This is a genomic window from Actomonas aquatica, assembly GCF_019679435.2.
Classification (GTDB): domain Bacteria; phylum Verrucomicrobiota; class Verrucomicrobiia; order Opitutales; family Opitutaceae; genus Actomonas; species Actomonas aquatica.
On the sequence record NZ_CP139781.1, the window covers coordinates 1,471,607 to 1,494,978 of the forward strand.

General features: G+C 64.6%; 18 protein-coding genes. 14 read left to right on the forward strand and 4 right to left on the reverse strand.

Annotated elements, in window-relative coordinates; genetic code table 11:
* Positions 1 to 4: 4 nt before the first annotated feature.
* Complete coding sequence (locus tag K1X11_RS05645) at positions 5 to 1,747, forward strand: ABC transporter ATP-binding protein (RefSeq protein WP_221033124.1); 1,743 nt, start codon at positions 5 to 7, stop codon at positions 1,745 to 1,747.
* Positions 1,744 to 2,586, forward strand: a complete 843-nt coding sequence (locus K1X11_RS05650) for an energy-coupling factor transporter transmembrane component T family protein (RefSeq protein WP_221033125.1) — start codon at positions 1,744 to 1,746, stop codon at positions 2,584 to 2,586. Before K1X11_RS05645 ends, K1X11_RS05650 begins: the two co-directional genes overlap by 4 nt.
* Before the next feature lie 271 nt (positions 2,587 to 2,857).
* Here K1X11_RS05650 and K1X11_RS05655 read toward each other — a convergent pair whose 3' ends face one another.
* Positions 2,858 to 3,730 carry a c-type cytochrome gene (locus K1X11_RS05655; protein ID WP_221033126.1) on the reverse strand — a complete coding sequence of 291 codons (873 nt, stop codon included), beginning with the start codon at positions 3,728 to 3,730 and terminating at the stop codon, positions 2,858 to 2,860.
* Between the two features lie 102 nt (positions 3,731 to 3,832).
* Here K1X11_RS05655 and K1X11_RS05660 point away from each other — a divergent pair, with 102 nt between their 5' ends.
* Together K1X11_RS05660 and K1X11_RS05665 are read left to right on the forward strand one after the other, a co-directional pair.
* Positions 3,833 to 5,254, forward strand: a complete 1,422-nt coding sequence (locus K1X11_RS05660) for an FAD-binding oxidoreductase (RefSeq protein ID WP_221033127.1) — start codon at positions 3,833 to 3,835, stop codon at positions 5,252 to 5,254.
* Positions 5,251 to 6,948 (forward strand): CocE/NonD family hydrolase, encoded by a 1,698-nt coding sequence (locus K1X11_RS05665; RefSeq protein ID WP_324726111.1) that lies wholly within the window; start codon positions 5,251 to 5,253, stop codon positions 6,946 to 6,948. Before K1X11_RS05660 ends, K1X11_RS05665 begins: the two co-directional genes overlap by 4 nt.
* Positions 6,949 to 7,403: 455 nt before the next feature.
* Here K1X11_RS05665 and K1X11_RS05670 read toward each other — a convergent pair whose 3' ends face one another.
* Positions 7,404 to 8,411 (reverse strand): ABC transporter substrate-binding protein, encoded by a 1,008-nt coding sequence (locus K1X11_RS05670; protein ID WP_324726112.1) that lies wholly within the window; start codon positions 8,409 to 8,411, stop codon positions 7,404 to 7,406.
* 194 nt (positions 8,412 to 8,605) lie between these two features.
* Here K1X11_RS05670 and K1X11_RS05675 point away from each other — a divergent pair, with 194 nt between their 5' ends.
* From K1X11_RS05675 to K1X11_RS05690, 4 genes are read left to right on the forward strand one after another with little or no spacing between them, the layout of a single operon-like run.
* Positions 8,606 to 9,379, forward strand: coding sequence for an ABC transporter ATP-binding protein (locus K1X11_RS05675; protein ID WP_221033129.1), 774 nt, complete (start codon positions 8,606 to 8,608; stop codon positions 9,377 to 9,379).
* A gap of 21 nt (positions 9,380 to 9,400) precedes the next feature.
* Positions 9,401 to 10,192 (forward strand): ABC transporter permease, encoded by a 792-nt coding sequence (locus K1X11_RS05680; protein ID WP_221033130.1) that lies wholly within the window; start codon positions 9,401 to 9,403, stop codon positions 10,190 to 10,192.
* Positions 10,189 to 11,214 (forward strand): ABC transporter substrate-binding protein, encoded by a 1,026-nt coding sequence (locus K1X11_RS05685; RefSeq protein WP_221033131.1) that lies wholly within the window; start codon positions 10,189 to 10,191, stop codon positions 11,212 to 11,214. The genes K1X11_RS05680 and K1X11_RS05685 overlap by 4 nt, the downstream gene beginning before the upstream one ends.
* Positions 11,211 to 12,200 (forward strand): ABC transporter substrate-binding protein, encoded by a 990-nt coding sequence (locus K1X11_RS05690; RefSeq protein WP_221033132.1) that lies wholly within the window; start codon positions 11,211 to 11,213, stop codon positions 12,198 to 12,200. The genes K1X11_RS05685 and K1X11_RS05690 overlap by 4 nt, the downstream gene beginning before the upstream one ends.
* Positions 12,201 to 12,500: 300 nt before the next feature.
* Here K1X11_RS05690 and K1X11_RS05695 read toward each other — a convergent pair whose 3' ends face one another.
* Positions 12,501 to 13,319: a c-type cytochrome gene (locus K1X11_RS05695; RefSeq protein ID WP_324726113.1), complete on the reverse strand. Its 819-nt coding sequence runs from the start codon at positions 13,317 to 13,319 to the stop codon at positions 12,501 to 12,503.
* Between the two features lie 283 nt (positions 13,320 to 13,602).
* Here K1X11_RS05695 and K1X11_RS05700 point away from each other — a divergent pair, with 283 nt between their 5' ends.
* The 6 genes from K1X11_RS05700 to K1X11_RS05725 all read left to right on the forward strand — a co-directional run bounded on the left by K1X11_RS05700 (position 13,603) and on the right by K1X11_RS05725 (position 20,825).
* Positions 13,603 to 14,577, forward strand: a complete 975-nt coding sequence (locus tag K1X11_RS05700) for an ABC transporter substrate-binding protein (RefSeq protein ID WP_221033134.1) — start codon at positions 13,603 to 13,605, stop codon at positions 14,575 to 14,577.
* Positions 14,578 to 14,617: 40 nt separating this feature from the next.
* Entirely contained in the window at positions 14,618 to 15,931 is a 1,314-nt protein-coding gene (locus K1X11_RS05705) for a cytosine deaminase (protein WP_221033135.1), read from the forward strand.
* Between the two features lie 33 nt (positions 15,932 to 15,964).
* Positions 15,965 to 16,477, forward strand: a complete 513-nt coding sequence (locus tag K1X11_RS05710; RefSeq protein WP_221033136.1) for a DUF2165 family protein — start codon at positions 15,965 to 15,967, stop codon at positions 16,475 to 16,477.
* Positions 16,478 to 16,516: 39 nt separating this feature from the next.
* On the forward strand, positions 16,517 to 17,485 hold the full coding sequence (locus K1X11_RS05715; protein WP_221033137.1) for a ThuA domain-containing protein: 969 nt from the start codon (positions 16,517 to 16,519) through the stop codon (positions 17,483 to 17,485).
* Between the two features lie 360 nt (positions 17,486 to 17,845).
* Complete coding sequence (locus K1X11_RS05720; RefSeq protein ID WP_221033138.1) at positions 17,846 to 20,290, forward strand: M1 family metallopeptidase; 2,445 nt, start codon at positions 17,846 to 17,848, stop codon at positions 20,288 to 20,290.
* Positions 20,274 to 20,825, forward strand: coding sequence for a DUF6702 family protein (locus tag K1X11_RS05725; RefSeq protein ID WP_221033139.1), 552 nt, complete (start codon positions 20,274 to 20,276; stop codon positions 20,823 to 20,825). The genes K1X11_RS05720 and K1X11_RS05725 overlap by 17 nt, the downstream gene beginning before the upstream one ends.
* Positions 20,826 to 20,978: 153 nt before the next feature.
* On the opposite strand, the gene K1X11_RS05730 is transcribed toward K1X11_RS05725, so the two are convergent.
* The gene (locus tag K1X11_RS05730) at positions 20,979 to 23,138 is read right to left on the reverse strand and encodes an outer membrane protein assembly factor BamB family protein (RefSeq protein ID WP_221033140.1); all 2,160 of its coding nucleotides are present in this window, start codon (positions 23,136 to 23,138) and stop codon (positions 20,979 to 20,981) included.
* Positions 23,139 to 23,372: the final 234 nt, after the last annotated feature.

Sequence of the window (23,372 nt, forward strand, 5' to 3'; positions counted from 1 at the left end):
CCGCATGACTCACCCGACATCTTCCACCTCGCCTGCCGCGCCGTTGGTCTGCTGCGAACAGGTTTCCTACGCCTACCCGACCTCGCCCGGCCCGGTCCTCCGCGACCTCAACCTCGAAATCGCCCCCGGCGAAATCGTCGGCCTGCTCGGTCCCTCCGGCGCGGGCAAATCCACCCTCTGTCTCGCGATGGTGGGTATCGTGCCGCAGTTCTACGGCGGACGCTTCTTCGGCAAGCTCACCGTTTCCGGTCAGGACACCATCGATACTCCCATCCACACGCTGTCGCGCACCGTTGGCCTCGTCCTGCAGGATCCCTCCTCGCAGCTCGTCACCGCCACCGTCGAAAACGAGGTCGCCTTCGCCCTCGAAAACGCCGCCCTGCCACCCGACGAAATTCGCGCCCGCATCACCTGGGCACTCGATGCCGTGCGCCTCGGTGACTTCGCCGCCAAACACCCGCACGAACTTTCCGGCGGACAACAACAACGCCTCGCGCTCGCCGCCGCCCTCGCCCTGCAGCCGCCGCTCATCGTGCTCGATGAACCGACCTCGCAGCTCGACCCGGCGAGCACCGCTGAAGTGTTTGCCTTGGTGCGCGAACTCAACGCCTCCCACGGCATCAGCTTCGTCATCGCCACCCACGCCAGCGAAGAACTTGCCGCCACCGCGCAACGCATCCTCGTGCTGGAAGAGGGCCAACTCAAAGCCGACGGCCCCACCGCCGAGATCCTGCGCGACACCGCGCTCTTTGATCGTCTGCACCTGCGCCCGCCCGAAGCCACCAGCACCTTTGCCCACCTGCGCGACGCCGGACTCTGGCCCGCCGATCAGGCGCTGCCCACGACCCTGCCCGAGGCCATCGCGGCACTGCCGCAGTTGCCGCCCGCCCGGTCCTTTGACCCGCCTCCGCCCGCGCCGCCCAACCGCGGCCGACCCATTCTCGCACTGCGCAACGTCACTCACACCTACCCCGACGGCACCACCGCGCTGAACAACATCACCGTCGAGATTCCGCGCGGCGAATACTGCCTGCTCATCGGCCAAAACGGCGCCGGCAAGAGCACCCTCCTGCAGCACTTCCTCAACCTGCTGCAGCCCTCCAGCGGCGAAGCCCAAATCGACGACGTCGACCTCGCCCAGTTCAACGTCGCTCAGCTCGCCCGCCGCATCGGCTACGTGCCCCAGAACCCCGACCGCCAGCTCTTCAACGCCAGCGTCGAAGCCGAGGTAGGGTTTTCCCTGCAGAGCACCGACCTCGACGAAGCCGCCAAAAAGGCCCGCCTCGAGGAGGCGCTCGCCGCGATGAACCTCACCCACCTGCGGCACGCTCATCCTTTCTCGCTTTCCAAGGGCGACCGGGCCCGCGTCGTCATTGCCGCCGTGCTCACGCTCGATCCCGAGGTGCTGATCTTCGACGAGCCCACCACCGGACAGGACGCCGCCGGCGCCCGCGCCATCCTCGACCTCACCCGCGAGCTGCACGCCCGCGGCCGCACCATCGTCATCGTGACCCACCATCTGTATTTGATGCCCGAATACGCCCGCCGCGTGCTGGTGCTCGGTCAGGGTCAGCTGCTGCTCGACGCGCCCATTCGCGAAGCCTACCACGCCATCGAAACCCTGCGCCAAACGTCCGTCGATCCGACCCAGGCCGTCGCTCTCGCCCAAGCTTCCCACCCCGGCAACCGCGCCCTCTCGCCGCGCGAACTCGCGGCCACCTTTCAACCCGTGCCCGCCGACTCATGAACACGCCTTCCTTCGTCTCGGCCACGCGCCACACCGGTTTCTCCGCGCTCGATTTTCGCGCCAAGCTCGCCCTCTTCATCGCCGCCACCGTGGCCGCCGTGATGTGGAACGACCCTTGGCTCAACCTGCTGCTCGCCGCCGGCATTTGTGGCACCTGCTTCGCCGTTGGTATCCCGGCCCCCTACCTCAAGTTGGTCGCCAAAGTGATGACGCCGTTCTTCGTCATCCTGCTCATCACCCACGGCTTCTTTAATGTGCAACACGTGCAACGCCTCCTCGGCGGACGCGAACTCACGCCGCTGTTCCACTTACCCGAAAACCTCTGGTTCATCGGCGGCGCGTCCTTCTCGCGCGAAGGCGCCCTCTATGGCCTCAACGCCATCGGCAAAAGCCTTACCTTCATCCTGCTGGTCCCGTTGTGTGTATTCACCACGGATCCAAACCACCTCGTGGTCAGCCTCGTGCGATTGGGCCTGCCCTACAAACTGGCCTTCGTGATGACGTCCACCTTGCGCTTCTTCCCACTCATCTTTGACGAGATTCAGGCCGTGATCCGCACCCAACGCCTGCGCGGCTTTGCCCCCGAGGATCTCTCGGCGGTGCAGCGCCTAAAAATCTACGCCAAGGTCGCGGTGCCCGTCATCCTCGGGGCCCTGCACAAAGCGCAGCAAACGGAGGTCGTGCTCCAGGCCAAAGGCTTCTCCGGCAGCGCCCAACGCACCTACCTGCACCGCGCCGAACTCGGTGGCCGCGACTACGCCACCATCCTGGCCGCGGTCCTCATCATCGCCGCCGCCGCCTGGCTCACCCTCAGCGGCATCGCCCGCTTCCACGGGTAAGGGGCGGCCTCACCGGGCTCACCGAGCCCGGCTACAGCACCAAGGAATGTAGCAGCGGCCGGTCTCGGCCGCTCCGCCCTGCCTCTCCGCCGTCACCCCGCAAATCTGCGCCCCTCTGCGTAATCTGCGGTTAATCCCGTGTCGGCCGCTCCGCCCTGCCCCTCCGCCGCGCCACCAGCCCTTTGCTCCCTTTGCTACCTTGGTGTAATAAATCGCTTCCGCCGCTCCTCACCGCCAACCGCCCCTCACCGCCCCATCCCGCCGCGCCACCTCACGGCGTCGCTTCACTCAAGAACGCGATCAACGCCGCAAAATCCTCATCCGTAAACTGCGGGTGACGCGGCATGATCGTCTCCGGATAAAACTGCTTCGGATCCGTGACCATCTTGCGGAAATAATCGGCGTTAAACTTCGCGTGCGTCTGCAGCACCATGAAGGGACGCTGCGACACGTTGCCGCCGGCCATTCCCGGCCCTTGGTGGCAGGAGTTGCAGTTGGCCAAAAACAGCGTGCGCCCGGCCTTGGCGGTGTCACTCAGCGCCGCGTTCGCTCCCGCGTAAAACGGTTTATACCGCGCCTCCTCGTTCGCCGCGCTGATCTTTACCACCTGCGTTGCGGAGATCATGCCGTGCGGGGTTTCATCCTTAAAATCCGGATGATCCGCCGGGCTCACAAACACGTAATACGGCGCCATGGCTTCGATGCCGTTAAAGATCGGCCAACCGTCACCTTCGCCCGGCGCGTTGCCGTTGTAGTAGAGGAGCAAATACGGCTCACGCTCTTCGACCAGACTGTTGGGCAACCACGATTCCCAACGGTCCTCGCACGTCAGCACGAGGCCATCCGCGTCACCTTCCCAACCCAGTTCCGCCGTCAGCACGGAGATCGGGACCACCGTCAGATCGGCTTCGGGCATCGTCGCCCACGGCCGATCACGCACGGTCTTCGCCCCCGGCAGCGCCGCGAGGTCGGCCCGCGTGGCATAACGCACCTCGCCGTCCGGCACGGCCGCCCAGGTGCCGTCAAAGGCGAGGTCATGTTTGCCCTGCGGCTCAGCCGAAAGGGTCAATTCTGCTCGCGCGGCGGATGCTCCCGCCAGCGTCAGTGCCAGCCCCGCGACGGTGAAAATCGAGTGTCGAATCATCCCCTCACCGCGAGCACCGCACGTGCCACGACCAGGCGGTGCCAGACTCCGCGCAAATTCACCAGCCCGCCCGGCACCGGGGCTGCTCTACAAATCCCAGTCATGTCCACTCCCGGTTTTGTCCCGCTCTCTGCCACCTTCATCGCCGCGCTCTCCGACCTGCTCGGAGCCGACAACGTCATCACGTCCGGCAAGAACCTGACGACGCTCTCGCAGGACTTCTATTGGTATTCCCCCGTGCTGCGGGAACGCATCGGCGACCGCTACGCCGCTGCCGCCGCCAAGGTGTCTTCGCTCGATCAGCTGAAGCAAATCGTCTCGCTCGCCGTGAAAGAACGCGTGCCCCTCACCGTGCGCGGTGGCGCCACCGGCAACTACGGCCAATGTGTGCCGCTCTTCGGCGGACTCGTCCTCGATCTCACCGGCATGGACAAGATCATCGACCTCAGCGACGGCGTCGTGACCGCCGAGCCCGGTGCCCGCCTCGGCATCATCGAAAACCAGGCCCGCCCGCTCGGTTGGGAACTGCGCTGCTACCCGTCCACCTGGATCAAATCGACCATCGCCGGTTTTGTCGGCGGCGGCTCCGGCGGCATCGGCTCCATCGCCCACGGTGGTCTGCGCACCCCCGGCACCATCAAGCAGTTTAAGATCCTCACCATCGAGGAAGAGCCGCGCATCCTCACCCTAGACGAGGCCGAAACCATGCGTGTCTTCCACGCCTACGGCACCAACGGCATCATCGTCGAAATGCAGCTGCGCCTCGCGCCCGCCCGCCCTTGGCAACAGATGGTCGTGTCCAGCGCCGACTGGGATGGGTTGCTCAACTTCGCCGACGAACTCGCCCACGATCTCGACGTGCCCAAGCGCCTGCTTTCGGTCATCGAGGACCCGCTCCCGGCCTACTTTAAGCCCATCAAAAAGTTCTACCCCGAGGGCCATCACGTGATCTTCCTCGAGGTCGACGAAGCCTCCGCCGACGCCGTCGCCGCCCGCGCCGAAGCCGCCGGACTCGAGGTGCCGCATCGCATCCCCTACCACTTCCCGCGCAAGGCCCCGATGCTGTCGGACTACACCTGGAACCACACCACCTTGTGGGCGCTCAAGGCCGACCCGGCCTACACCTACCTGCAGTGCGGCTACGGCGAAAACTTCCGCGAACAGGTCAAGACCCTCCAGGCCCGCTTCCCGGGTGAGATGTTCTTCCACTTCGAATTCACCCGCGGCAATTCCAAGATGGGCCTCGAGGACAACATCGTCTGCGGCGGCGTGCCGGTGGTGAAGTTCTCCACCGAAGAGCGCCTCAAAGAGATGATCGATGCCTGCCACGAGATCGGTGTCTTCGTCGCCAATCCCCACACCTGCATCATCGAAGAAGGTGGCCGGGACCTCGGCTACGACATCCAACTCGAACTCAAAGCTGAAGCCGATCCGCACAACCTGCTCAATCCCGGCAAGATGAAGCAGGCGCCGCTCCCCGAATTTGCCACGCCGGGCTCCATGCCCAAATTCCTTTATTCGTGATCGGGCAAAACCTCACCGACGCCTTCGCCGACGTCGCCCTCGAATCCGGCGTCGTTGCCACCATGCGCGACGGCACCCGGCTCGTGGCCGACATCTATCGCCCCGCCGGGCCCAACGCCGGACCCGGCCCCTGGCCGGTCCTGCTCATGCGCCAGCCCTACGGTCGCGACATCGCGTCGACCGTCGTCTACGCCCACCCCAACTGGTGGGCCCGACAGGGCTTCATCGTCGTCATTCAGGACGTGCGTGGCCGCGGCGACAGCGAGGGGTCATTCTACACCTTTCGTAACGAGGTCGACGACGGCTTCGACACCGTCGCCTGGGCCGCCGCCCTGCCCGGCAGCAACGGCCGCGTGGGCATGTATGGGTTCTCCTACCAAGGCTCCACGCAGCTCCTCGCCGCCCTCGCCCAGCCGCCCGCGCTCAAGGCCCTCGCGCCGCATATGACGGCGTTCGATCTCTACTCCGGTTGGTTCTACCGCGACGGCATCCTGCAACTCAGCACGACCGTCGCGTGGGCCAGCCAAATGCTGCGCGAAGACGCCCGCCGCGCCGGCGCCACCAGCGTGGCCGCGCTCGATGCCAATTGGCTCAACCCCGGTCGTCTCAGCAGCGTCATGCCGCTCCGGGACGCCGCCCCCCTGGCCAACGACGACGTGCCGTCCTACGGCATCGACTGGATTCGCCACGCCACCAAGGACGATTACTGGGCGGAGTTTGATCTGCTCGAGCGCGTCGCCGAGCTCGGCCTGCCCATGTTTCACATCAGCGGCTGGTATGACTTTTACCTGCGCGGCTCCGTCGACGGATTCCGCGCCATGGCCGCCGCTCATCCGAACCAGGTTTTGCTCGCCGGCCCCTGGCAACACATCCCCTGGGGCGAACACGTTGGCGGCACTCACCTCGGCCCCGGCGCCAAACCGGAAACCGATACCGCCCTCGCGGCGTGGTTTCACCACTGGCTCGACCACGACACGCCGACCGCCCCCGCGCCGCTCCCACCGGTCCGCTACTACGTGCTCGGTGCCGACACCTGGCGCGACGCCCCCGCTTGGCCACCACCCGCCGCCATGCCGAGCACCTGGTTTCTCACCTCCTCCTCCCGCGCCAACTCGCGCTACGGGGACGGCCAACTCTCGCCCGCCGCCCCCGGCGGCCCCGAAGACCTCTACACCTACGATCCGGAAGTCCCGGTCATGGCCCCCGGCGGTAATCGCGGCGGCAACGTCGCCTTCGGTCCGCACGACCTTTCGGCGCAGCAGGAAGGCAACAACCTACTCGTTTACACTTCGGCGCCGCTGGCCGACCCGCTCTCGGTGGCCGGCGACCCGACCTGCACGCTGCATGTCCGCTCCAGCGCCCCGCACACCCACTTCGTCGTGCGCCTCAGCCGTGTGCGCCCGAGCGGTCGCGCCGAGTTCCTCACGCTCGGTGCCAAAGCCGTCAGCGGCGCCGATGCCCCGGAAGGTTTGGAAATCGAACTCCCACTCGACCCCATCGCGGTCGATTTCGCCGCCGGCGACGCCCTCCGCCTCGACGTCGCGAGTTCCGCCTATCCGCTGCTCATCCGCTCCCCCAACACCGCCACGGACCCAGCCGCCATCGCAGCCCCCGGCGAATTTAAACGAGCCCTCCAAGTCGTCTACCACGACGAGACGCACCCCTCCACCCTCACCCTCCCGGTGATCGGGTAAAGGGAGCCGCCAACAAAACTGTAGCCGGGGTCGTTGACCCCGGTCGTCGCCAGCCGGCCGCCTACATTTCGTTTTCGAAACCACACTGTAGGCCGCGAGCTTGCTCGCGCTCCCGCTGCCCCTCGGTCCCGGATCCTACCCGGTCAGCAACTCACCACACTGCCCACCATTTCGGGCGTAAAGCCCGACCCACAAACAAGTTACTCTGCATAATGTGGGTCGGGCTTTACGCCCAACATGTTCGCTGCGGTCAGCCGCCCCCGCCCTCTCCGGCTACAGCAGCCCCGAGTGTAGCAGCGGCCGTGTCGGCCGCTCCTCTGCCCCACCGCTCCGTTCCCCTCTGTTACCTCCTGTTAAAAAAACACCCTGCCCCTCCGCTTAGCTCCCTTTGCGACCTTGGTGTTCAAAAAGAAAGCCCGGCCCCTCAGCTCACCTGCCCCTCGGCCTCCCGCCCTTCACAGCTCCCCGTCCGCAAACGCCTCCTCGACCAGCGTAAAATCCGTCCACGCCGCCATCGGCTCGAGCTCGGCGTCCGGATGCGTCGACCGAAACCGCTCCGCCGCCTCCGTCCACGTCGCCGGACTCGCCGCGCCCGTGCGCTTATCCTCGGCCCACACCAGCTCGCCGATCTGTTTGAGCGACTCCACCTGATAAGCCAGATCCAGCTGCGGCTCATAACGCTCGACCACCAGCTTCGCCGCCGCTTCCGGATCCGCCAACGCCGCCTGCCAGCCGCGGTGGTGCACCTGCAAAAAACGCACGAGCGCATCCCGGTTTTCGGCCAAGGTCGTTTCGCTCACAAACAACACCTGCGAATACGCCCGATGCCCAAAGTCCTTGTAGCGCAGCACCGTCACGTCGTGGCCTGCCTGCCGCATGCGCACAAACTCGTCCACGTAGTAGGCCTGCTTGGCATCCACCTCGTCGCGCAACAAGGGGCCGTCACCATACTCGGCTTCACTCACCGTCACCAGCGCCGGATCCACGTCGCCGGTCTCCAACACCGTGGCCAACGCCTCGTGCCCGTCGCCGTGCACCGCCACCTTCAGCCCCACCAAATCGGCCGGCGTCTTCACCCCGTGATGGACCTTGGACACCAGACCCAGCGGCGAAGCCTGGAACATCGTGCCGATCGCCACCACCGGCTCACCCGCCGCCCGACCCGACAAAAACAGCCCGCCTTCGATCGAGCCGATCGTGTGCTCCCCCGCCGCCACGTTGGCCGCCAGATCACCGTAGCCCTTCGGCAGCGGACGGATCTCCAGATCGAGCCCCGCCTCCTCAAACCACCCATGGGCATCCGCCCATAACACGCCGGCAAACTGCACGTTACGCACGCCCAGATCGAGCTGCAGCACCAGCTTGTCCGGCTCCTCCGCACGCGCCGCCCCGACCGCGATTCCCGCCGCCAACACCATTCCCGCCACTCCCCGCATCCACCGCATCAGGCCATGTTTGATCATCGGTTTTTCCATATCGCCGCCCGTTCGCACCTTCTGCGCCAAAACCGGTTTCGACGGACGTTTTTCGCCGCTGCGATTGGCCAAAAAACGTGCATGAATCCTGCTCATGGCACTTGTGACCGATCTCCTGACCTTCCCGACGCGTGGCAAGCCGCCTGCTAACCGTATCGCCTCCGATTCGACCTAAATCCCGCATGCCCGACCGACCGCCCATTGTTAAATTTGACCACGTTGAAAAACGGTATGGTGACGGCCCCGTCATTCTCGACGACCTGAGCTTCGAAGCCCGCCGCGGCGATTTTGTGTCCCTCATCGGACCCAGCGGCTGCGGCAAGAGCACCATCCTCAAACTCATTTCCGGTCTCAATCCCATCACCCGCGGCACCGCCACCGTCGAGGGCGTCGCCCCCACCGAGGCCGCGCAGGAACTCGCCTTCGTTTTCCAGGAACCGACCCTCCTGCCCTGGCTCAATGTCCAGCACAACGTCGAGGTCCCGCTCAAGCTCCGCGGCACCGATCGCACCAAACGCGTCAAACTCGCCCAAACCTGCCTCGATCTCGTCGGCCTCAAGGAACGCGCCACTTACTACCCTCGCCAACTCTCCGGCGGCCAGAAGATGCGCGTGTCCATCGCCCGCGCCCTCTCCCTCTCGCCCAAGATCCTCCTCCTCGACGAACCCTTCGGCGCCCTCGACGAGATGACCCGCGACCATCTCAACGAAGAGCTGCTCGCCATCCGCGCCCAAAAGGAATGGACCGCGTTCTTCGTCACCCACTCCGTCGCCGAGGCCGTCTTCCTATCCAACCGCATTTTTGTGCTCAGCGCCAACCCCGGCCGCCTCCATCGCGAGATCAAGGTCGACCTGCCGTATCCACGCACCGATGACACCCGCCAGTCGCCCGAATACCAGCGTCTGGTTGCCGAGGTGTCCAAACTCCTTCGCTCGGTCGAATCCGCCCACCGCTGAAGCCCTCCCTTTCCCGGCACCATGTCCAAACGCCTGCTGACCAAGCTGCTTCCTCTTCTCACCGGTCTCGTCTTCATCGGCCTGTGGTATGCCATCCGCGCCGGCCTCGGTGAGGAGCAACACTTCCTCCTGCCCACGCCCGACGAAATCATCCGCGCCTTCGGCACCTACGGCAGCGAACTCTGGGCCGGCTCGATCAACACGCTCAAAGGCGCGGTGCTCGGTTTCTTTTCCGCGGTGCTGGTGAGTTTTATTTTCGCCCTCATCCTGTCGCTCACACCGACCATTCGCGCCAGCCTCTACCCCTACCTGATGATCCTGCAGATGACGCCGATCATCGTGCTCGCCCCCATCCTCATCCTCTGGGTGGGACCGGGCCTCATCAGCGTGACGATCATCACCTTCCTCATCTGTTTCTTCCCGCTCACGGTCAACACGACCCAGGGCCTCATCTCCACCGATCGCAATCTGGTCGACCTCTTCCGCATGTGCAAAGCGACCAAGCGCCAGGAGATCTTCCTCCTGCGCGTGCCCGCCGCGCTGCCCTACTTCTTCACCGGCCTGCGCATCGCCGCCACCCTCGCTCCCATCGGGGCCATCGTGGGAGACTTCTACGCCGGCAACTCCGCCGGCGGCCAAGGCGGACTGGGTTTCCTCACCATCATCTTCAGCTCGCAGTTCAAAATCGCCGCCCTCTTCGCCACCGCCGCCGCCAGCTGCGTGCTCGGCTTCCTCTTCGCCGGCATCGGCATCGGCTTGGGCTGGCTCAGCTTGCACAAATGGCACGACTCCTACGCCAAAACCGACTCATGACCCTCCGCACTCTCTCTTCCCTCGCCCGTCCCGTCGGCCTCGCCGTCCTCGGCCTCGTCGCCCTCAGTGGTTGCGGCGGTGGCCACGCCGACGAAACCGGCGAAAGCGGCCTGCCCAAGGTCACCTTCCAAACCGATTGGTATCCACAAGCTGAACACGGCGGCTACTACCAAGCGGTCACCTCCGGCTACTTCGCCGACGCCGGCATCGAGGTCGACATCCTGCCCGGCGGCCCCGGCGCTCTCGCCACCCAAAAGGTTGCCACCGGCCGCGCCGATTTCGCCATGGGTCGCAGCGACGACGTCATGTTGGCCGTTCAGGAAGGCATGCCGATCGTGATTGTATGCGCGCTCATGCAACACGATCCCCAGGCGCTGCTCCTCCACGAGGAGAACCCGATCACGTCGTTCGCCGAACTCGACGGCAAATCGATCATGACCGTCCCGGGCTCCGGCTGGTTGGTGAACCTCGAGGCCACCTACGACATCGATATCAACATCATCCCCATGAACTATGGCCTCGCCCAGTTCATGTCGGACAAGAACTTCATCCAGCAGTGCTTCGTCACCAACGAGCCCTACTACGTGCGTGAAAACGGCGGCTCGCCCAAAACCATGCTGCTGGCCAACTCCGGCTACGATCCCTACCGCGTTATCTTCACCAGCCGCAAATACGCCGAGGCTCACCCCGATCGCGTGCGCGCCTTCATCAACGCCTCCATCAAGGGCTGGGAAACCTTCCTCAATGGTGACGCCACCGCCGCCAAGGCCCTCATCGCTTCCCGCAACGAAGCCATGCACACCGAGTTTATGGACTTCTCCATCGCCGCGATGAAGGAAAGCCAACTCGTCGGCGGCGACCCCGCCAAAGGTGAGCGCATCGGCGCCCTCCGACGCAGCCGCCTCGCCTCCATGGGTGACCGCCTGCACGAACTCGGCATCCTCAACGCGCCCATGCCGGTCGACCGCTACGTCGACTTCTCCTTCCTGCCGGCCGAACTGCAGCCCCTGGTCGAACAGTGAGCGCCCTCCGCTTTCGTCGCACCGTCGCGCTACTCGCCGTCGGTGCGCTCGCGCTTTCCAGCTGCCTTCACGCCGAAGCGGAAGCTGACGAACTGCAACCCGTGCAGTTCAACCCGGGCTGGTTTCCCTCCGCTCAATTCGCTGGCGTCTTTGTCGCCATCGATGCCGGGCTCATGACCGAAGCTGGACTCGCCGTCACTGAAGGCACCTTTGCCTACGGCCAGAACAGCACCGCGCTGCTGCAACAGGACCTGACCACGCCCACCCTCGCCACCATCGAGGGTTACATCCTGCTGCAAAAGCTCGACCGTGGTGACGACCTCGTCGCCCTCGCGCCCATGCTTCGCGAAAGCCCGGCCGGCGTGATGAGTCTCGCGGAGAGCAACATCACCTCCGCCGCCGATTTCGCCCACCAACCGATCGGAGTGCACGCCTACGCCGACGCCCTGTTTCACTGGTTCGCCACCGCCGCCGGTGGGCTCAGCGAGGACGAAATCAACTTCGTGCGGGTCGAGGACGACATCGCCGATCTGCTCTCCGGACACGTCGTCGCCATGCAGGGTTACGCCTCCGAAGAATACGTGCGCCTGCAGTCCGCCGCCGCGCCGCGCGAAACACGGTTCATTTCCTTCGCTGCCCTCGGCTTCCGTTCGTATTCAGAAATCCTCTACACCTCCCGCGACCAGTGGGAGCAACACGGTCCGGTGCTGCAGCGCTTTGTGCAGGCCGTGCGCGCCGGCTGGGAACTCGCTTACCGCGAGCCCGAGTTGGCGGTGAAAGCCGTCGCCCAACGCCGCGGCCCCGACGCCGACCCGGAGCACATTGCCGCCGCCCTGCAGGCCCTGCGCCCGTATGTGCTCGGCGACGACGGCCACGCCCTGCCCCCCATGGACGCCGACCTCTGGCGCAACCTACAAACCATCGCGTCCGAAATCGGCCTCATCCAAAACACTCCCGCCGACCCCACCACCTGGCTGGCCCCATAGTCCCAACCGTAGCGGCGGCTTCAGCCGCCGTTCCGCCGAGTGAGAGAATGCCTGCGTTCCCACTCCAGCGCTAGCGCGAGCAAGTTTACCCGCCTATGGCGGCGCCGAAGGCGACCAGGGCTCACGGCCTACACCGAGGGGCAGGTGGAACGACGCGGCCCGGAGGTCCGCGTCCACCTCACTCTCCCGGCTTTGCGATCTCTCCGTCCTTTGCGCCTTTGCGTTCCCCCCCCCTGCCTCTCCGCCACCCACCAGGCCTTTGCTCCCTTTGCTACCTTGGTGTTTAAAAAACCTTCCGGATCACTCCCCCGATTCCGCGCTGATAAACGCGACCAACGCATCCAACTGCGCGTCGGTGTAATGCGGATGCGGCTCCATCGTCGCACTGGGAACCAGCGACTTCGGGTCCCGCACGTATTTGCGGAAATAGTCGGTGTTGTACTTGGCGTGCGCCTGCAGCACCGGAAACGGCCGCTGACTCTTATTGCCGCCCACCAAACCACCCGGACCCGGGTGACAGCTCGAGCAGGAATTCACCCAAATCGTGCGCCCCGCGGCGGCCAACTCACTCACGTCCGACCACTCCCCGGCAAAGGCCGGAGCGAGGGCTTCGTCTTCATTGACGAACTTGATTTTGTCGACGCCCCACGGCCGTTTGTGACCGACATCGAGAATCGCGCGCGTGCCGGGCACCACCTCATCGGCGACACTGATCACGTAAGGGCCCGGATTAAAACTCAGCCCCTCCGGCGGCCATTTGTCCGGACCGTCGCCGTTGATTTTTACCACCACGAAAGGCTTCTGCTTCGCGATGAACTCCGGCGGATAAATCGAAAAATAATCATCGGTGCACCACGCCAGCAGCGTGTCGGCTTCGGCTGCGACCGGCAGCACCTTCCAGAGGTCCTCCACAAACACCACCGTCACCTCCTGCTTGCCGGGCACAAACTCTCCGGTGAGCTCCAGCGTGGTGGTGGGCAGTCCGGCCACCTCGTCCCAGCTCACATAACGCGTCTCGCCAGCCGGCACCCCATCGAGGCCGCCGAGAATCGCCAAGTCATAGGGCGAGGACGATTCAGTCGAGAGGGTCAGGTCTCCTGCGTTAGCCAGCGGCGCCACCGCGGTCGCGAGGAGACCGGCGCAAAGCGCGAAACCAGATTGGAACGAACGACGACCCGAACAGCGGGACCAAGGAAATGCGTAACCAGACATAGAATACAGAGAGGTTTGAGACGACGCGGGATCCCACTCGCGCCGAAGCAACCCGCGCGAGGGCTCCGGCATGACCGTCGATCCTCACGATCGTGGCCGCGTGGTTGCCAGCAAAACAGATGCCATTCATGGTCTCCCCAGCATGAAGCCAGCCCTACTCCCACGTCTTTTGATTTTGTGCCATTGCCTCGTGTTCGCCGCGTGCTCTCGGTCGTCCAACGAAAAGGCCGATTCCACCCCGACTAACACCGCCCCCGCCGCCGACAACACTTTCCCTGTCGTCGTCCAACTCGACTGGATTCCTGAACCCGAACACGGCGGCTTCTTCCAAGCCCAGGCCCGCGGTTGGTTCGCCGAAGCCGGACTGGACGTGCGCATCGACCAAGGCGGTGCCAATGCCTTCCCCATGCAGAAGCTGGCCACCAATCAGGCCAACATCGCGCAGGCCGACAGCACCAACGTCATCCTCGCCATCGCCGAGGGCCTGCCGGTGGTCAACATCGGCGCGGTGTTCCAAAACGATCCGTCGGTGCTCATGCTGCACGCCGAGAACCCGATAAGCAGCTTCGCCGAACTCGATGGCAAAACCATCATGGCCCGCCCCGAGTGGGCGTTTTTGCCCTACCTGCGCAAAAAGTATGATATCGATTTTAACCTCATCCCGCAGAACTTCCAGGTCGCCAACTTCATCGCCGACCGGAACTTCATCCAGCAGGGCTTCTACATCGCCGAGCCCTTCTACATCGAGCAGGGCGGCGCCCAAAAACCGAAGTTCCTCTACGCTTGGGATGCCGGGTTTGACGCTTACACCGTGATCTGCGCCAACAAAGACTGGGCCGCCCGCCACCCCGAACAGGTGCGCGCCTTCATGGCTGCTTACATCCGCGGCTGGGAGGACTACCTCTACGGCGACCCGACGCCCGCCCATGAGCTCATGAAGCAGGTCAACCCGCGCAACACCGACGCCTTCCTCGACTACTCCCGCCAAATGATCATCGACGAAAAGCTCGTCATCGGTCGCATCGGCGGCGGCGTTGAACAAATCGGTCGCGTGAGCGCCGAACGTTTCGACGTGCAAATCCAACAACTCGAGGACCTCGGCATCCTGCGCCCCGCCGGCAAGCTCAGTGCCGACGATGTGGTAACTACGCGTTATCTACCGTGACTTTTGAACACGGGCACATCGTGAGCTGAAAATTGCGGCGATGCATCTGTTTGAAAATGCGCGTGTTCCGGCCGCTTGTGTGCCCGCTGAACTGATCGCCGGGGCCCCCGCCCCCGACGCTCTGGAGCCGTGGGTGTCCTGCGACATTTGCATCGAGGGCTCCACCATCCAGGCCGTGCGCGCCGGCGATACCACCGTCGGTCTGTGGCCCGAGACGCCTCCCGCCACCACCGATCTCGGCGGCGCGATCACCTGGCCCGGGCTGCTCGATGCCCACACCCATCTCGACAAGACCCACACCTGGGATCGCGCGCCCAATCCGCGCGGCGAGTTCTGGGACGCCATCCGCATCCTGCGCGAAGATGCCCTCGCCAACTGGACCCCCGAGGACGTGCACCGTCGTGCCGACTTTGCGCTCCGCTCCGCCTGGGCTCACGGCACCGTCGCGCTGCGCACCCACCTCGATTCCAGCGAACAACTCGGCCAGGAATCCCACGCCGTCATCGCCGAGTTGCGCGACCAATGGGCCGGCCGCATCGCCGTCCAAACCGTGAGCCTCTGCAACCTCGCATCGTTCATGGAACGCGATGCCGACTACGTCATTGAAATGTCGCGACGCTACGGCGCTTCCGCCGTCGGCGGTTTCCCCCAACCCGGTCCCGACCTGCCCGCCCAACTCGACTACCTGCTCGCCGCCGCCAAGGAAGCCGGGCTCGGCGTGGACCTGCACGTCGACGAAAGCAGCCTGCTCCACGCCGAGTGTCTGCGCGCCACGGCCGAAGCCGTGCTGCGCAACGATTTTCCCTATACCGTCACCTGCGGCCACTGCTGCTCCCTCTCACTGCACGACGACGAACGCGCCGCCTCGACCATCGACCTGCTGCGCCGGACCGACATCCGCGTCATCGCCCTGCCCCTCTGCAACACCTACCTGCAGGGCCGCAAGTGGACGCCCGACGGCCGTCCGCTCTCCAGCCAGTGGCGCGGGCTCACCCGCGTGCACGAGCTCATGGAAGCCGGCCTCACCGTCGCCTGCGCCAGCGACAATGTGCGCGACGCTTTCTTCGCCTGGGGCGACTACGACCTGCTGGAAGTGTTTCACGCCAGCGTGCGTATCGGTCACTTGGATACTCGCCTCCCGGCCGCCCCCGGCGTGGTGACCACGGCCGCCGCCAAGATCATGGATCTGCCGCACTACGGCACAGTGGGCCCGGGCGCACCCGCCGATCTCATCGTGACCGCCGCACGCTCCTTCAGCGAATTCCTCGCCCGACCGGGCGCGCCCCGGCGCCTCGTGCACGGTGAAGGCTTCCGCGAAGCCGCGCCGCCCGACTTCCGTGAACTGACCACCTGAACCTTCTGCCGCCTCCGCCTCCTTTCGACCGCCATGCTCAGCACTCGTATCTGCAAAATCGCTCTCGTCGCCTCCGTGGCGCTCTTCCTCTTCATCGTCGTTCTTAACAACGCGATCTTCGACTACCCGTCCAACTACGGCTTCGTGCACCACGTGCTGGCGATGGACACGCTCTTCTCCGGCGATAGCCAATCCTGGCGCGCGCTCCGCGACCCGACGCCGGACGACGGCTCGTGGTGGTTCTACCATATCTTCTACGCCACCATCATCATGTGGGAAGCCGCCGCCTGTGTGCTCTGCACCGTGGGCGCATGGAAACTCTGGCGCAACCGCACCGCTCCGGCTGCCGCGTTTGCCGCCGCCAAGAAGCTCGGCCTCATCGGCCTCTCCGTGAGCATGCTGCAATGGTTCGTCGCCTTCATCACCGTCGGCGGCGAGTGGTTCCTCATGTGGCAATCGAGCACCTGGAACGGCCAGGACGCCGCCTTCCGCATGTTTGCCTGCCTCGGCATCATCCTGCTCTTCCTCAACCAGCCCGACGAGTAAGGCTGGTGCGATAAGCACGGGCTGCGGTAGGGTGACGCCATGCGTTTCCTACCCCTGCTCGGCGGCCTGCTGCTCCTCGCTTTCACCTCGGTATCCTGCTCTCGCGAAGCGCCGCCGCCGCCTCCACTGCGGGCGCTCATCATCGACGGGCAGAACAACCACGACGTCTGGCCCAAATCGACCTTCATGATGAAGGCCTACCTCGAAGAGACGGGCCTCTTCAGCGTCGACATCAAGCGCACGGCCTTCACCTGGCGCGGCGGCAAATGGTTGCCCGCCTACCCACTGGCCGACGCTCCCGCCACTCAGGATCTGGCCGAGCCGACCGCGGATCCGGACTTTGCGCCCAACTTCGCCGACTACGACGTCGTCATTTCCAACTTCGGTTGGCAAACCGCGCCGTGGCCGGACGCCACCCGCGCCGCCTTCGAGGACTACATGGCCAACGGCGGCGGACTCGTCGTCGTCCATGCCGCCAACAACAGCTTTCCCGAGTGGCCCGCCTACAACCGCATGATCGGCCTAGGCGGCTGGGGCGGTCGCAATGAAACCCACGGGCCCTACCTCTACTACAACCTCGAGGACGAGCGGATCGCCGATCCCTCGCCCGGTCGCGGCGGCAGTCATGGTCCGCAACACGAGTTCGTCATCGAGTTACGCGAACCGCATCCCATCACCGCCGGCCTGCCCGCGCGTTGGCTGCACACCATGGACGAGTGTTACGACCGCCTGCGTGGTCCGGCGGAGAACGTCACCATCCTCGCTACCGCGTTCTCGTCCCCGGAGCAAAAGGGCACCAATCGCCACGAGCCCATGCTCATGACGATCAACTACGAACAGGGCCGTGTCTTCCACACCACCCTCGGCCACGACGACTACTCGTTCGCCTGCGTCGGTTTCACCACCACCTTCCAACGCGGCGCCGAATGGGCCGCCACCGGCAAAGTCACGCAAACCGTGCCAGCGAATTTTCCGGACGCCACCACCACGAGTTCGCGGGAGTTCTGAACTCCGGGCCAACGCAGCGCGAGCAAGCTCGCAGCCTACAATCCGCCGTTCGAATCCTCCATGTAGGCCGCGAGCCTTGGTCGCCTTCGGCGCCGCCAGAGGCGGGTAAACTCGCTCGCGCTGGCCCTGCGTCTCGGGGCTCTACCGCTGCGGCGTAGCCAGGCCACTCGCCCCACCCGCAAACGCCTTGCGGCATTCCACCACATTACACCGGAAATGGTCTCGTTCTGAGGCAGAGAAATTGCCTCGATTTCGGCCATGTTTGTTCCTTCGCGTCCCTGCTTGCCGGCCTCCCGGCAGCACTCTCGAAACCCATCCCGCTCAACACCCTCACAAGGGTTCCTGCTTCGCACCGTTTCGTTGCTCTGCGCGCTGTGCTTTTTCGCCGGCCCCGCCTCCGCCCAAGGCATCCAGCAAACCAAGGGGGCCTTCCAAGATAAGTTCCGCCAACTGGACGAGGTGCTGCCCACCCCCAACACCTACCGCAACGCCTCGGGTCAACCCGGACACGACTACTGGCAGCAGCGCGCCGACTACGTCATCGCGGCCACACTCGACGAGGAGGCCCGACGCCTCACCTCCTCCGCCCAAATCACCTACCACAACAACGCGCCCGACTCCCTGGAGTTTCTGTGGCTGCACCTCGACCAAAACATTTTCCGCAAAGATTCGCTCAAGGAACTGACCGACGATTTCGGCGGCTCGGGCGGCCGCGGTCCGTCCGCCAGCGCTCCTTCCAGCCGCTCGCCCGCCCGCATCAGCTTCGGTGAACTGCGCCGCCAACAAGGCATGGCCGACGGCGATTACGGCTTCGACATCACGGCGGTGACCGACGCCAACGGCGCGCCCCTGAGTCACAAGATTCTGGATACCTTGATGCGCATCGACCTCGCGCAGCCGCTGGCGCCGGGCGAGACGTTCACTTTCTCCATCGATTGGGCCTACACCATCCACGAGCAAAAGGCCGTCGGTGGCCGCGCGGGCTACGAGCACTTCGCCGACGACGAGCGCGAGGGCGGCAATGACATCTTCGAGATCGCTCAATGGTTCCCGCGCATGGCCGTCTATTCCGACTACGAGGGCTGGCACAACAAAGCCTTCCTCGGCCGCGGTGAGTTCACCTTGGAATTCGGCGACTACGACGTGACCCTCACCGTGCCCGACGACCACATCGTGGCCGCGACGGGTGCGCTGCAGAATCCGACCGACGTCCTGACCGCCACCCAGCAACAGCGCCTCATCGAGGCCCAGACCGCCGACCGCCCGGTGTTCATCGTGACGCAAGACGAAGCCCTCGCCAACGAGAGCTCACAGCCCACCGGCACCAAGACCTGGCATTTTGTGGCCGAAAACGTGCGTGACTTTGCCTGGGCCTCCTCCCGCAAATTCGCCTGGGACGCCCAGGGCTACCATCAACCCGACGCCGCCATGAAAACGGTCATGGCGATGTCCTTCTGGCCCAAGGAAGGCGGCGAGCTCTGGCGCAAATATTCGACCCCGGCGATCATTCACACGCTCGAGGTCTACGGCCGCTTCTCCTTCGATTTCCCTTACCCCGTGATCCAATCCGTCAACGGTCCCGTCGGCGGCATGGAGTATCCCATGATCACCTTCAACGGCCCCCGCACCAAGCTGCAGGACGACGGCGATCGCACTTACACGATGGCCGAAAAAGTCTTCCTCGTCGGCGTGGTGATTCACGAGGTGGGCCACAACTACTTCCCCATGATCGTCAATTCCGACGAGCGCCAATGGACCTGGATCGACGAGGGCATCAACAGCTTCCTCGACTCCGTGGCGGGCTACGAGTGGGACCCCGACATGCCGTGGACGCGTTCCCTGCCGCGCGACCTCATCCCCTACATGATCAGCAGCAACCAAGTGCCGATCATGACGCAGTCGGACTCCATCCTGCAGTTTGGCAACAACGCCTACGGCAAACCCTCGGCCGCCTTCCATCTGCTGCGCGACACCATCCTCGGTCGCGAGTTGTTCGACCACGCCTTCAAGACCTTCGCCAACCGCTGGAAGTTCAAGCGCCCCACCCCCTCGGATTTCTTCCGCACCATGGAAGAGGCCTCCGGCGTCGACCTCGACTGGTTCTGGCGCGGCTGGTTCTACACCACCGATCACGTCGATGTCTCCCTCGACGCCATCTACCGCCTCCGCCTCGACACCGAGGATCCCGACATCGACTACACCCGGCGGCGCCAGGAGGAGTTGGACAAACCCATCAAGGTCGGCGTGAAGCTCAACGAGCAGGAGGGCATCGAAACGTGGGTGGATCGTCACCCCGACCTCCGCGACTTCTACGACGAAAACGACGTCTACATCGTCACCAACAAGGAGCGGAACAAGTATCACGAGTTCCTCGAGAAGTTGGAGGATTGGGAACGCACCGCGCTGGAACGTGCCGTCGCCGAGGACAAAAACTACTACGTGCTCGAGTTCTCCAACCTCGGCGGACTCGTCACCCCGATCATCCTCGAACTGGAGTTCGCCGACGGCCGCAGCGAACGCCGCTACATCCCCGCCGAGATCTGGCGGCGCAATCCCCATCAGGTGCGCAAGCTCATCGTGTTGGAAAAGGGGGACGAACTGACGAGTGTCGTGATCGATCCCGACTGGGAAACCGGCGATGCCAACGTCGACAACAACGCCTACCCGCGGCGCATCATCCCCTCTCGCATTGAGTCCTACAAAGACAAGCGCGAGGGCTTCACCAATCGCGACATCATGCAGGACATCAAAACCGAATTGAAGAGCGACGAAGCCAAGGACGACGCGGATGAAGACACGCCGTAAACACCTCGCCGCCCTTCTCCTGCTGAGCCTTTGCCTCGCAGGAGTCGGCGCCACGGCCGTCTCGGCGCATGAACAAAAAGCCGCCGAGACGGACGTCTTCTACAACGTGCACTCCGGCAACCTGGAGGTCGCCCACCGCTTCATCCTGCACGATGCCGAGCACGTGCTCCGTCAGGTCACGCACTCGGAAGCCGACCTCTTGACCTCGGCCGAGGCTCGCCGCGCCTTCTCGCGTTACGTGGCCTCGCGCTTCGCGATCACCCGCGTCGACGAGCAGCCGCTGGAGTTCACGCTGGTCGGCGAAGAAATCGACGGCGGTGCCTTGTGGGTCTACCAGGAGACTTCGCTCCCCCAACCGCTCGACACACCACTCTACCTCGAGAACCGCATCCTGCAGGACGTGATCACCGGTCAGGTGAACCGCGTAAACGTCCGCTACGGTTCGCAGGTGAAGACCTTCGTCTTCGAAGTAAACACCGGCAAAAAACGCTACGACGGCCCCGTGCTCGCGACACCCGCAACGGGATCCGAGTAAGCACCACTCCCACGCAGCGCGAGTAAACTCGCGGCCCACACTCCGCGTTCGACACCTCAATGTAGGCCGCGAGTTTACTCGCGCTAACCCTGCCCCTCCGCCGCCCCGCCCCGGCTCTTTGCTCTCTTTGCGTCCTTGGTGTGAAAACCAAACTCACTCCGGCAGCGCAAACGCCACGTAGGTGTCGCCGCTCTTGGTGCCCATCTTGCCGCCGCCACAGGCGACAACAACATACTGCCGTCCATCCACCTCATAAGTCGACGGCGTGGCATAGGCCCCGGCAGGCAATTTGAAGCGCCAGAGTTCACGCCCGGTCTTGGTGTCGAAGGCGCGGAAGTGTTCATCTTTGCTCGCGCCGATGAACAACACCCCGCCCGCCGTGACGACCGGGCCGCCGTAGTTCTCGGTGCCGGTCGGCGGAATACCCAGCGCGCTCAACTCCGGCAATTCGCCCAGCGGCACGGTCCACAGAAACTCACCCGAGTTCAGATCGATGGCGTTCAACGTGCCCCACGGGGGCTTGACCGCGGGGTAACCATCCGGGTCGAGAAAACGGTTGTATCCAGTATGCGTATACGGCGGCGCCGGATGATCCACCTGGCCCTCGTCGCCCACGTAAGTCACCCACCCCTCCTTCGGCGGCTCCGCGTCCGGATCCGGGGCGGCACGATCGGGTTCCGGCACCGGACCATGCAGGAAATCGAGCACGCCCTCGAGCTGGTCGCCCGAGAGAAAACCCCACGGCGGCATCATGCCCCGCCCATGCACAATCACCTCACGCGCCTGTTCGCGATCGAGGCGTGCGTTCAGCTCCAGTAGCGACGGGATGCCCATGTTGTTGCCCGCCCGGTCCGCGCCGTGACAGCCGACGCAGTTCTGCAGATACACCTGTTCGCCGACCGTCGCACTGCCGCCGGTCTCGATCATCGTGAGCACCCACGCCATCTCGTTGGCGTTGACGTAAATCACGCCCCGCGGATCGGTCGCCGCCCCGCCCCATTCGCCACCACCGTCAAAGCCCGGGAAAATGATCGTGCCCTGCTCACTCGGCGGCGCGAACTGGGTGTGGGCCCGCAGGCGTGCGAAACGCTCCAGCACCGCGCGGCGCGCTTCGGGCGTGCGATTCGTCACTTCCGCCGCGGTGAAAAACTGCCGCGCAAACGGCGCCGGTTTCAGTGGCAGGGGTTGTGTCGTCGCCGCCACTTCGCCGGCGAGATCCGACGACGGCACGATGACCTCTTCCATCGGAAACAGCGGCTCGCCCGTCTCCCGATTGAAGACAAACACGTGCCCCGACTTCGTGATCTGCGCCACCGCGTCGATCTCCTGCCCGTCGTGCGTGACCGTGAGCAGGTTGGGCGGGGCCGGCAGGTCACGGTCCCAGATGTCGTGGCGCACAAACTGGTAATGCCACACCAGCTCGCCCGTCTCGACTTTGATCGCCAGCAGGCAGTTGGCGTAGAGGTTGTCGCCGAGGCGATCGCCGCCCCAAAAATCGAAAGCCGCCGAACCCGTCGGCGCGAAAAGCAGCCCACGCTCTTCGTCGACACTCATGCCCGTCCACACGTTCACACCGCCCACGTAGGTGTAGGCATCTTCCGGCCAGGTTTCGTAGCCGGGTTCTCCGGGCTGCGGGATGGTGTTGAACACCCAACGCAATTCACCCGTGCGCACATCGTAGGCGCGAATCGGTCCGGGCGCAGCCGGGGCGGGTCCTTCGCCGAGCCGCATGCCCATCACGATGAGGTCGCCCACCACGATGCCCGGCGTGTTGGCCTGGATCGCAAAGCCCGTCACATCGCGGCCCATGTTTGCCGCCAGGTCCACCCGTCCACCTTCGCCAAAACTCTCAATCAGCTTCCCGGTGCGTGCATCCACCGCCTGCAACCACTTGCCCGCGCCGAAGAGAATGCGTTGATCGTCGCCATCCGCCCACCACGCCACACCGCGGTTTACGCCGGTCGGCTCATGGGCCGCATAACGCCAGCGCAACGCGCCCGTTTTGCCGTCCAGCGCCACCAGATCAAGACTCGGAGTTGTGGCATAGATGACCCCATCGATCACCAGCGGATTGCATTGGATCTGGGTGGAGTTGCCCCGCGCGTCGCCGGCCTCCCAAGTCCACGCCACTTCCAACTCCGCGACATTGGCCGGCGTGATTTGATCGAGGGTCGAATACTGACTCGAGTGCGCATCGCCCAGATAACTCGACCAATTCTGATCAGAGGCAGCGACGACGACGGACGAAAGAAAGAGAGAAGCGGCAGCAACAAGGAACGACGTCCGACCGGACGTCAGGGCGGGGTAAGGCATGGGCAACATCCAGTCGCAACGCCCACCGCCCGCCAAGCCCAAGTCCGCGTTTTCGTCGCGCGTCCACGCCATCCGTTGAGCACCGCGTCGCGCTCGCAGCTCCGCCCCTCGCGCCCGCTTGCACATTTCCGAGATGTAAAAACCCGCCGGACAAGCCCGTCCTCGCTAGGACATTACTTAGCTCTCTTAATAGACTAGACGGGTTCCAGTTGCTTTCCCGCCCGGGCGTGGTCT

What these genes read in the sequence shown, in the direction of transcription:
- K1X11_RS05645 (WP_221033124.1), top strand. Translation starts at nt 5, where the DNA reads ATGACTCACCCGACATCTTCCACCTCGCCTGCCGCGCCGTTGGTCTGC.
- K1X11_RS05650 (WP_221033125.1), top strand. Translation starts at nt 1,744, where the DNA reads ATGAACACGCCTTCCTTCGTCTCGGCCACGCGCCACACCGGTTTCTCC.
- K1X11_RS05655 (WP_221033126.1), bottom strand. Translation starts at nt 3,730, where the DNA reads ATGATTCGACACTCGATTTTCACCGTCGCGGGGCTGGCACTGACGCTG.
- K1X11_RS05660 (WP_221033127.1), top strand. Translation starts at nt 3,833, where the DNA reads ATGTCCACTCCCGGTTTTGTCCCGCTCTCTGCCACCTTCATCGCCGCG.
- K1X11_RS05670 (WP_324726112.1), bottom strand. Translation starts at nt 8,411, where the DNA reads ATGATCAAACATGGCCTGATGCGGTGGATGCGGGGAGTGGCGGGAATG.
- K1X11_RS05675 (WP_221033129.1), top strand. Translation starts at nt 8,606, where the DNA reads ATGCCCGACCGACCGCCCATTGTTAAATTTGACCACGTTGAAAAACGG.
- K1X11_RS05680 (WP_221033130.1), top strand. Translation starts at nt 9,401, where the DNA reads ATGTCCAAACGCCTGCTGACCAAGCTGCTTCCTCTTCTCACCGGTCTC.
- K1X11_RS05685 (WP_221033131.1), top strand. Translation starts at nt 10,189, where the DNA reads ATGACCCTCCGCACTCTCTCTTCCCTCGCCCGTCCCGTCGGCCTCGCC.
- K1X11_RS05705 (WP_221033135.1), top strand. Translation starts at nt 14,618, where the DNA reads ATGCATCTGTTTGAAAATGCGCGTGTTCCGGCCGCTTGTGTGCCCGCT.
- K1X11_RS05710 (WP_221033136.1), top strand. Translation starts at nt 15,965, where the DNA reads ATGCTCAGCACTCGTATCTGCAAAATCGCTCTCGTCGCCTCCGTGGCG.
- K1X11_RS05715 (WP_221033137.1), top strand. Translation starts at nt 16,517, where the DNA reads ATGCGTTTCCTACCCCTGCTCGGCGGCCTGCTGCTCCTCGCTTTCACC.
- K1X11_RS05725 (WP_221033139.1), top strand. Translation starts at nt 20,274, where the DNA reads ATGAAGACACGCCGTAAACACCTCGCCGCCCTTCTCCTGCTGAGCCTT.
- K1X11_RS05730 (WP_221033140.1), bottom strand. Translation starts at nt 23,138, where the DNA reads ATGCCTTACCCCGCCCTGACGTCCGGTCGGACGTCGTTCCTTGTTGCT.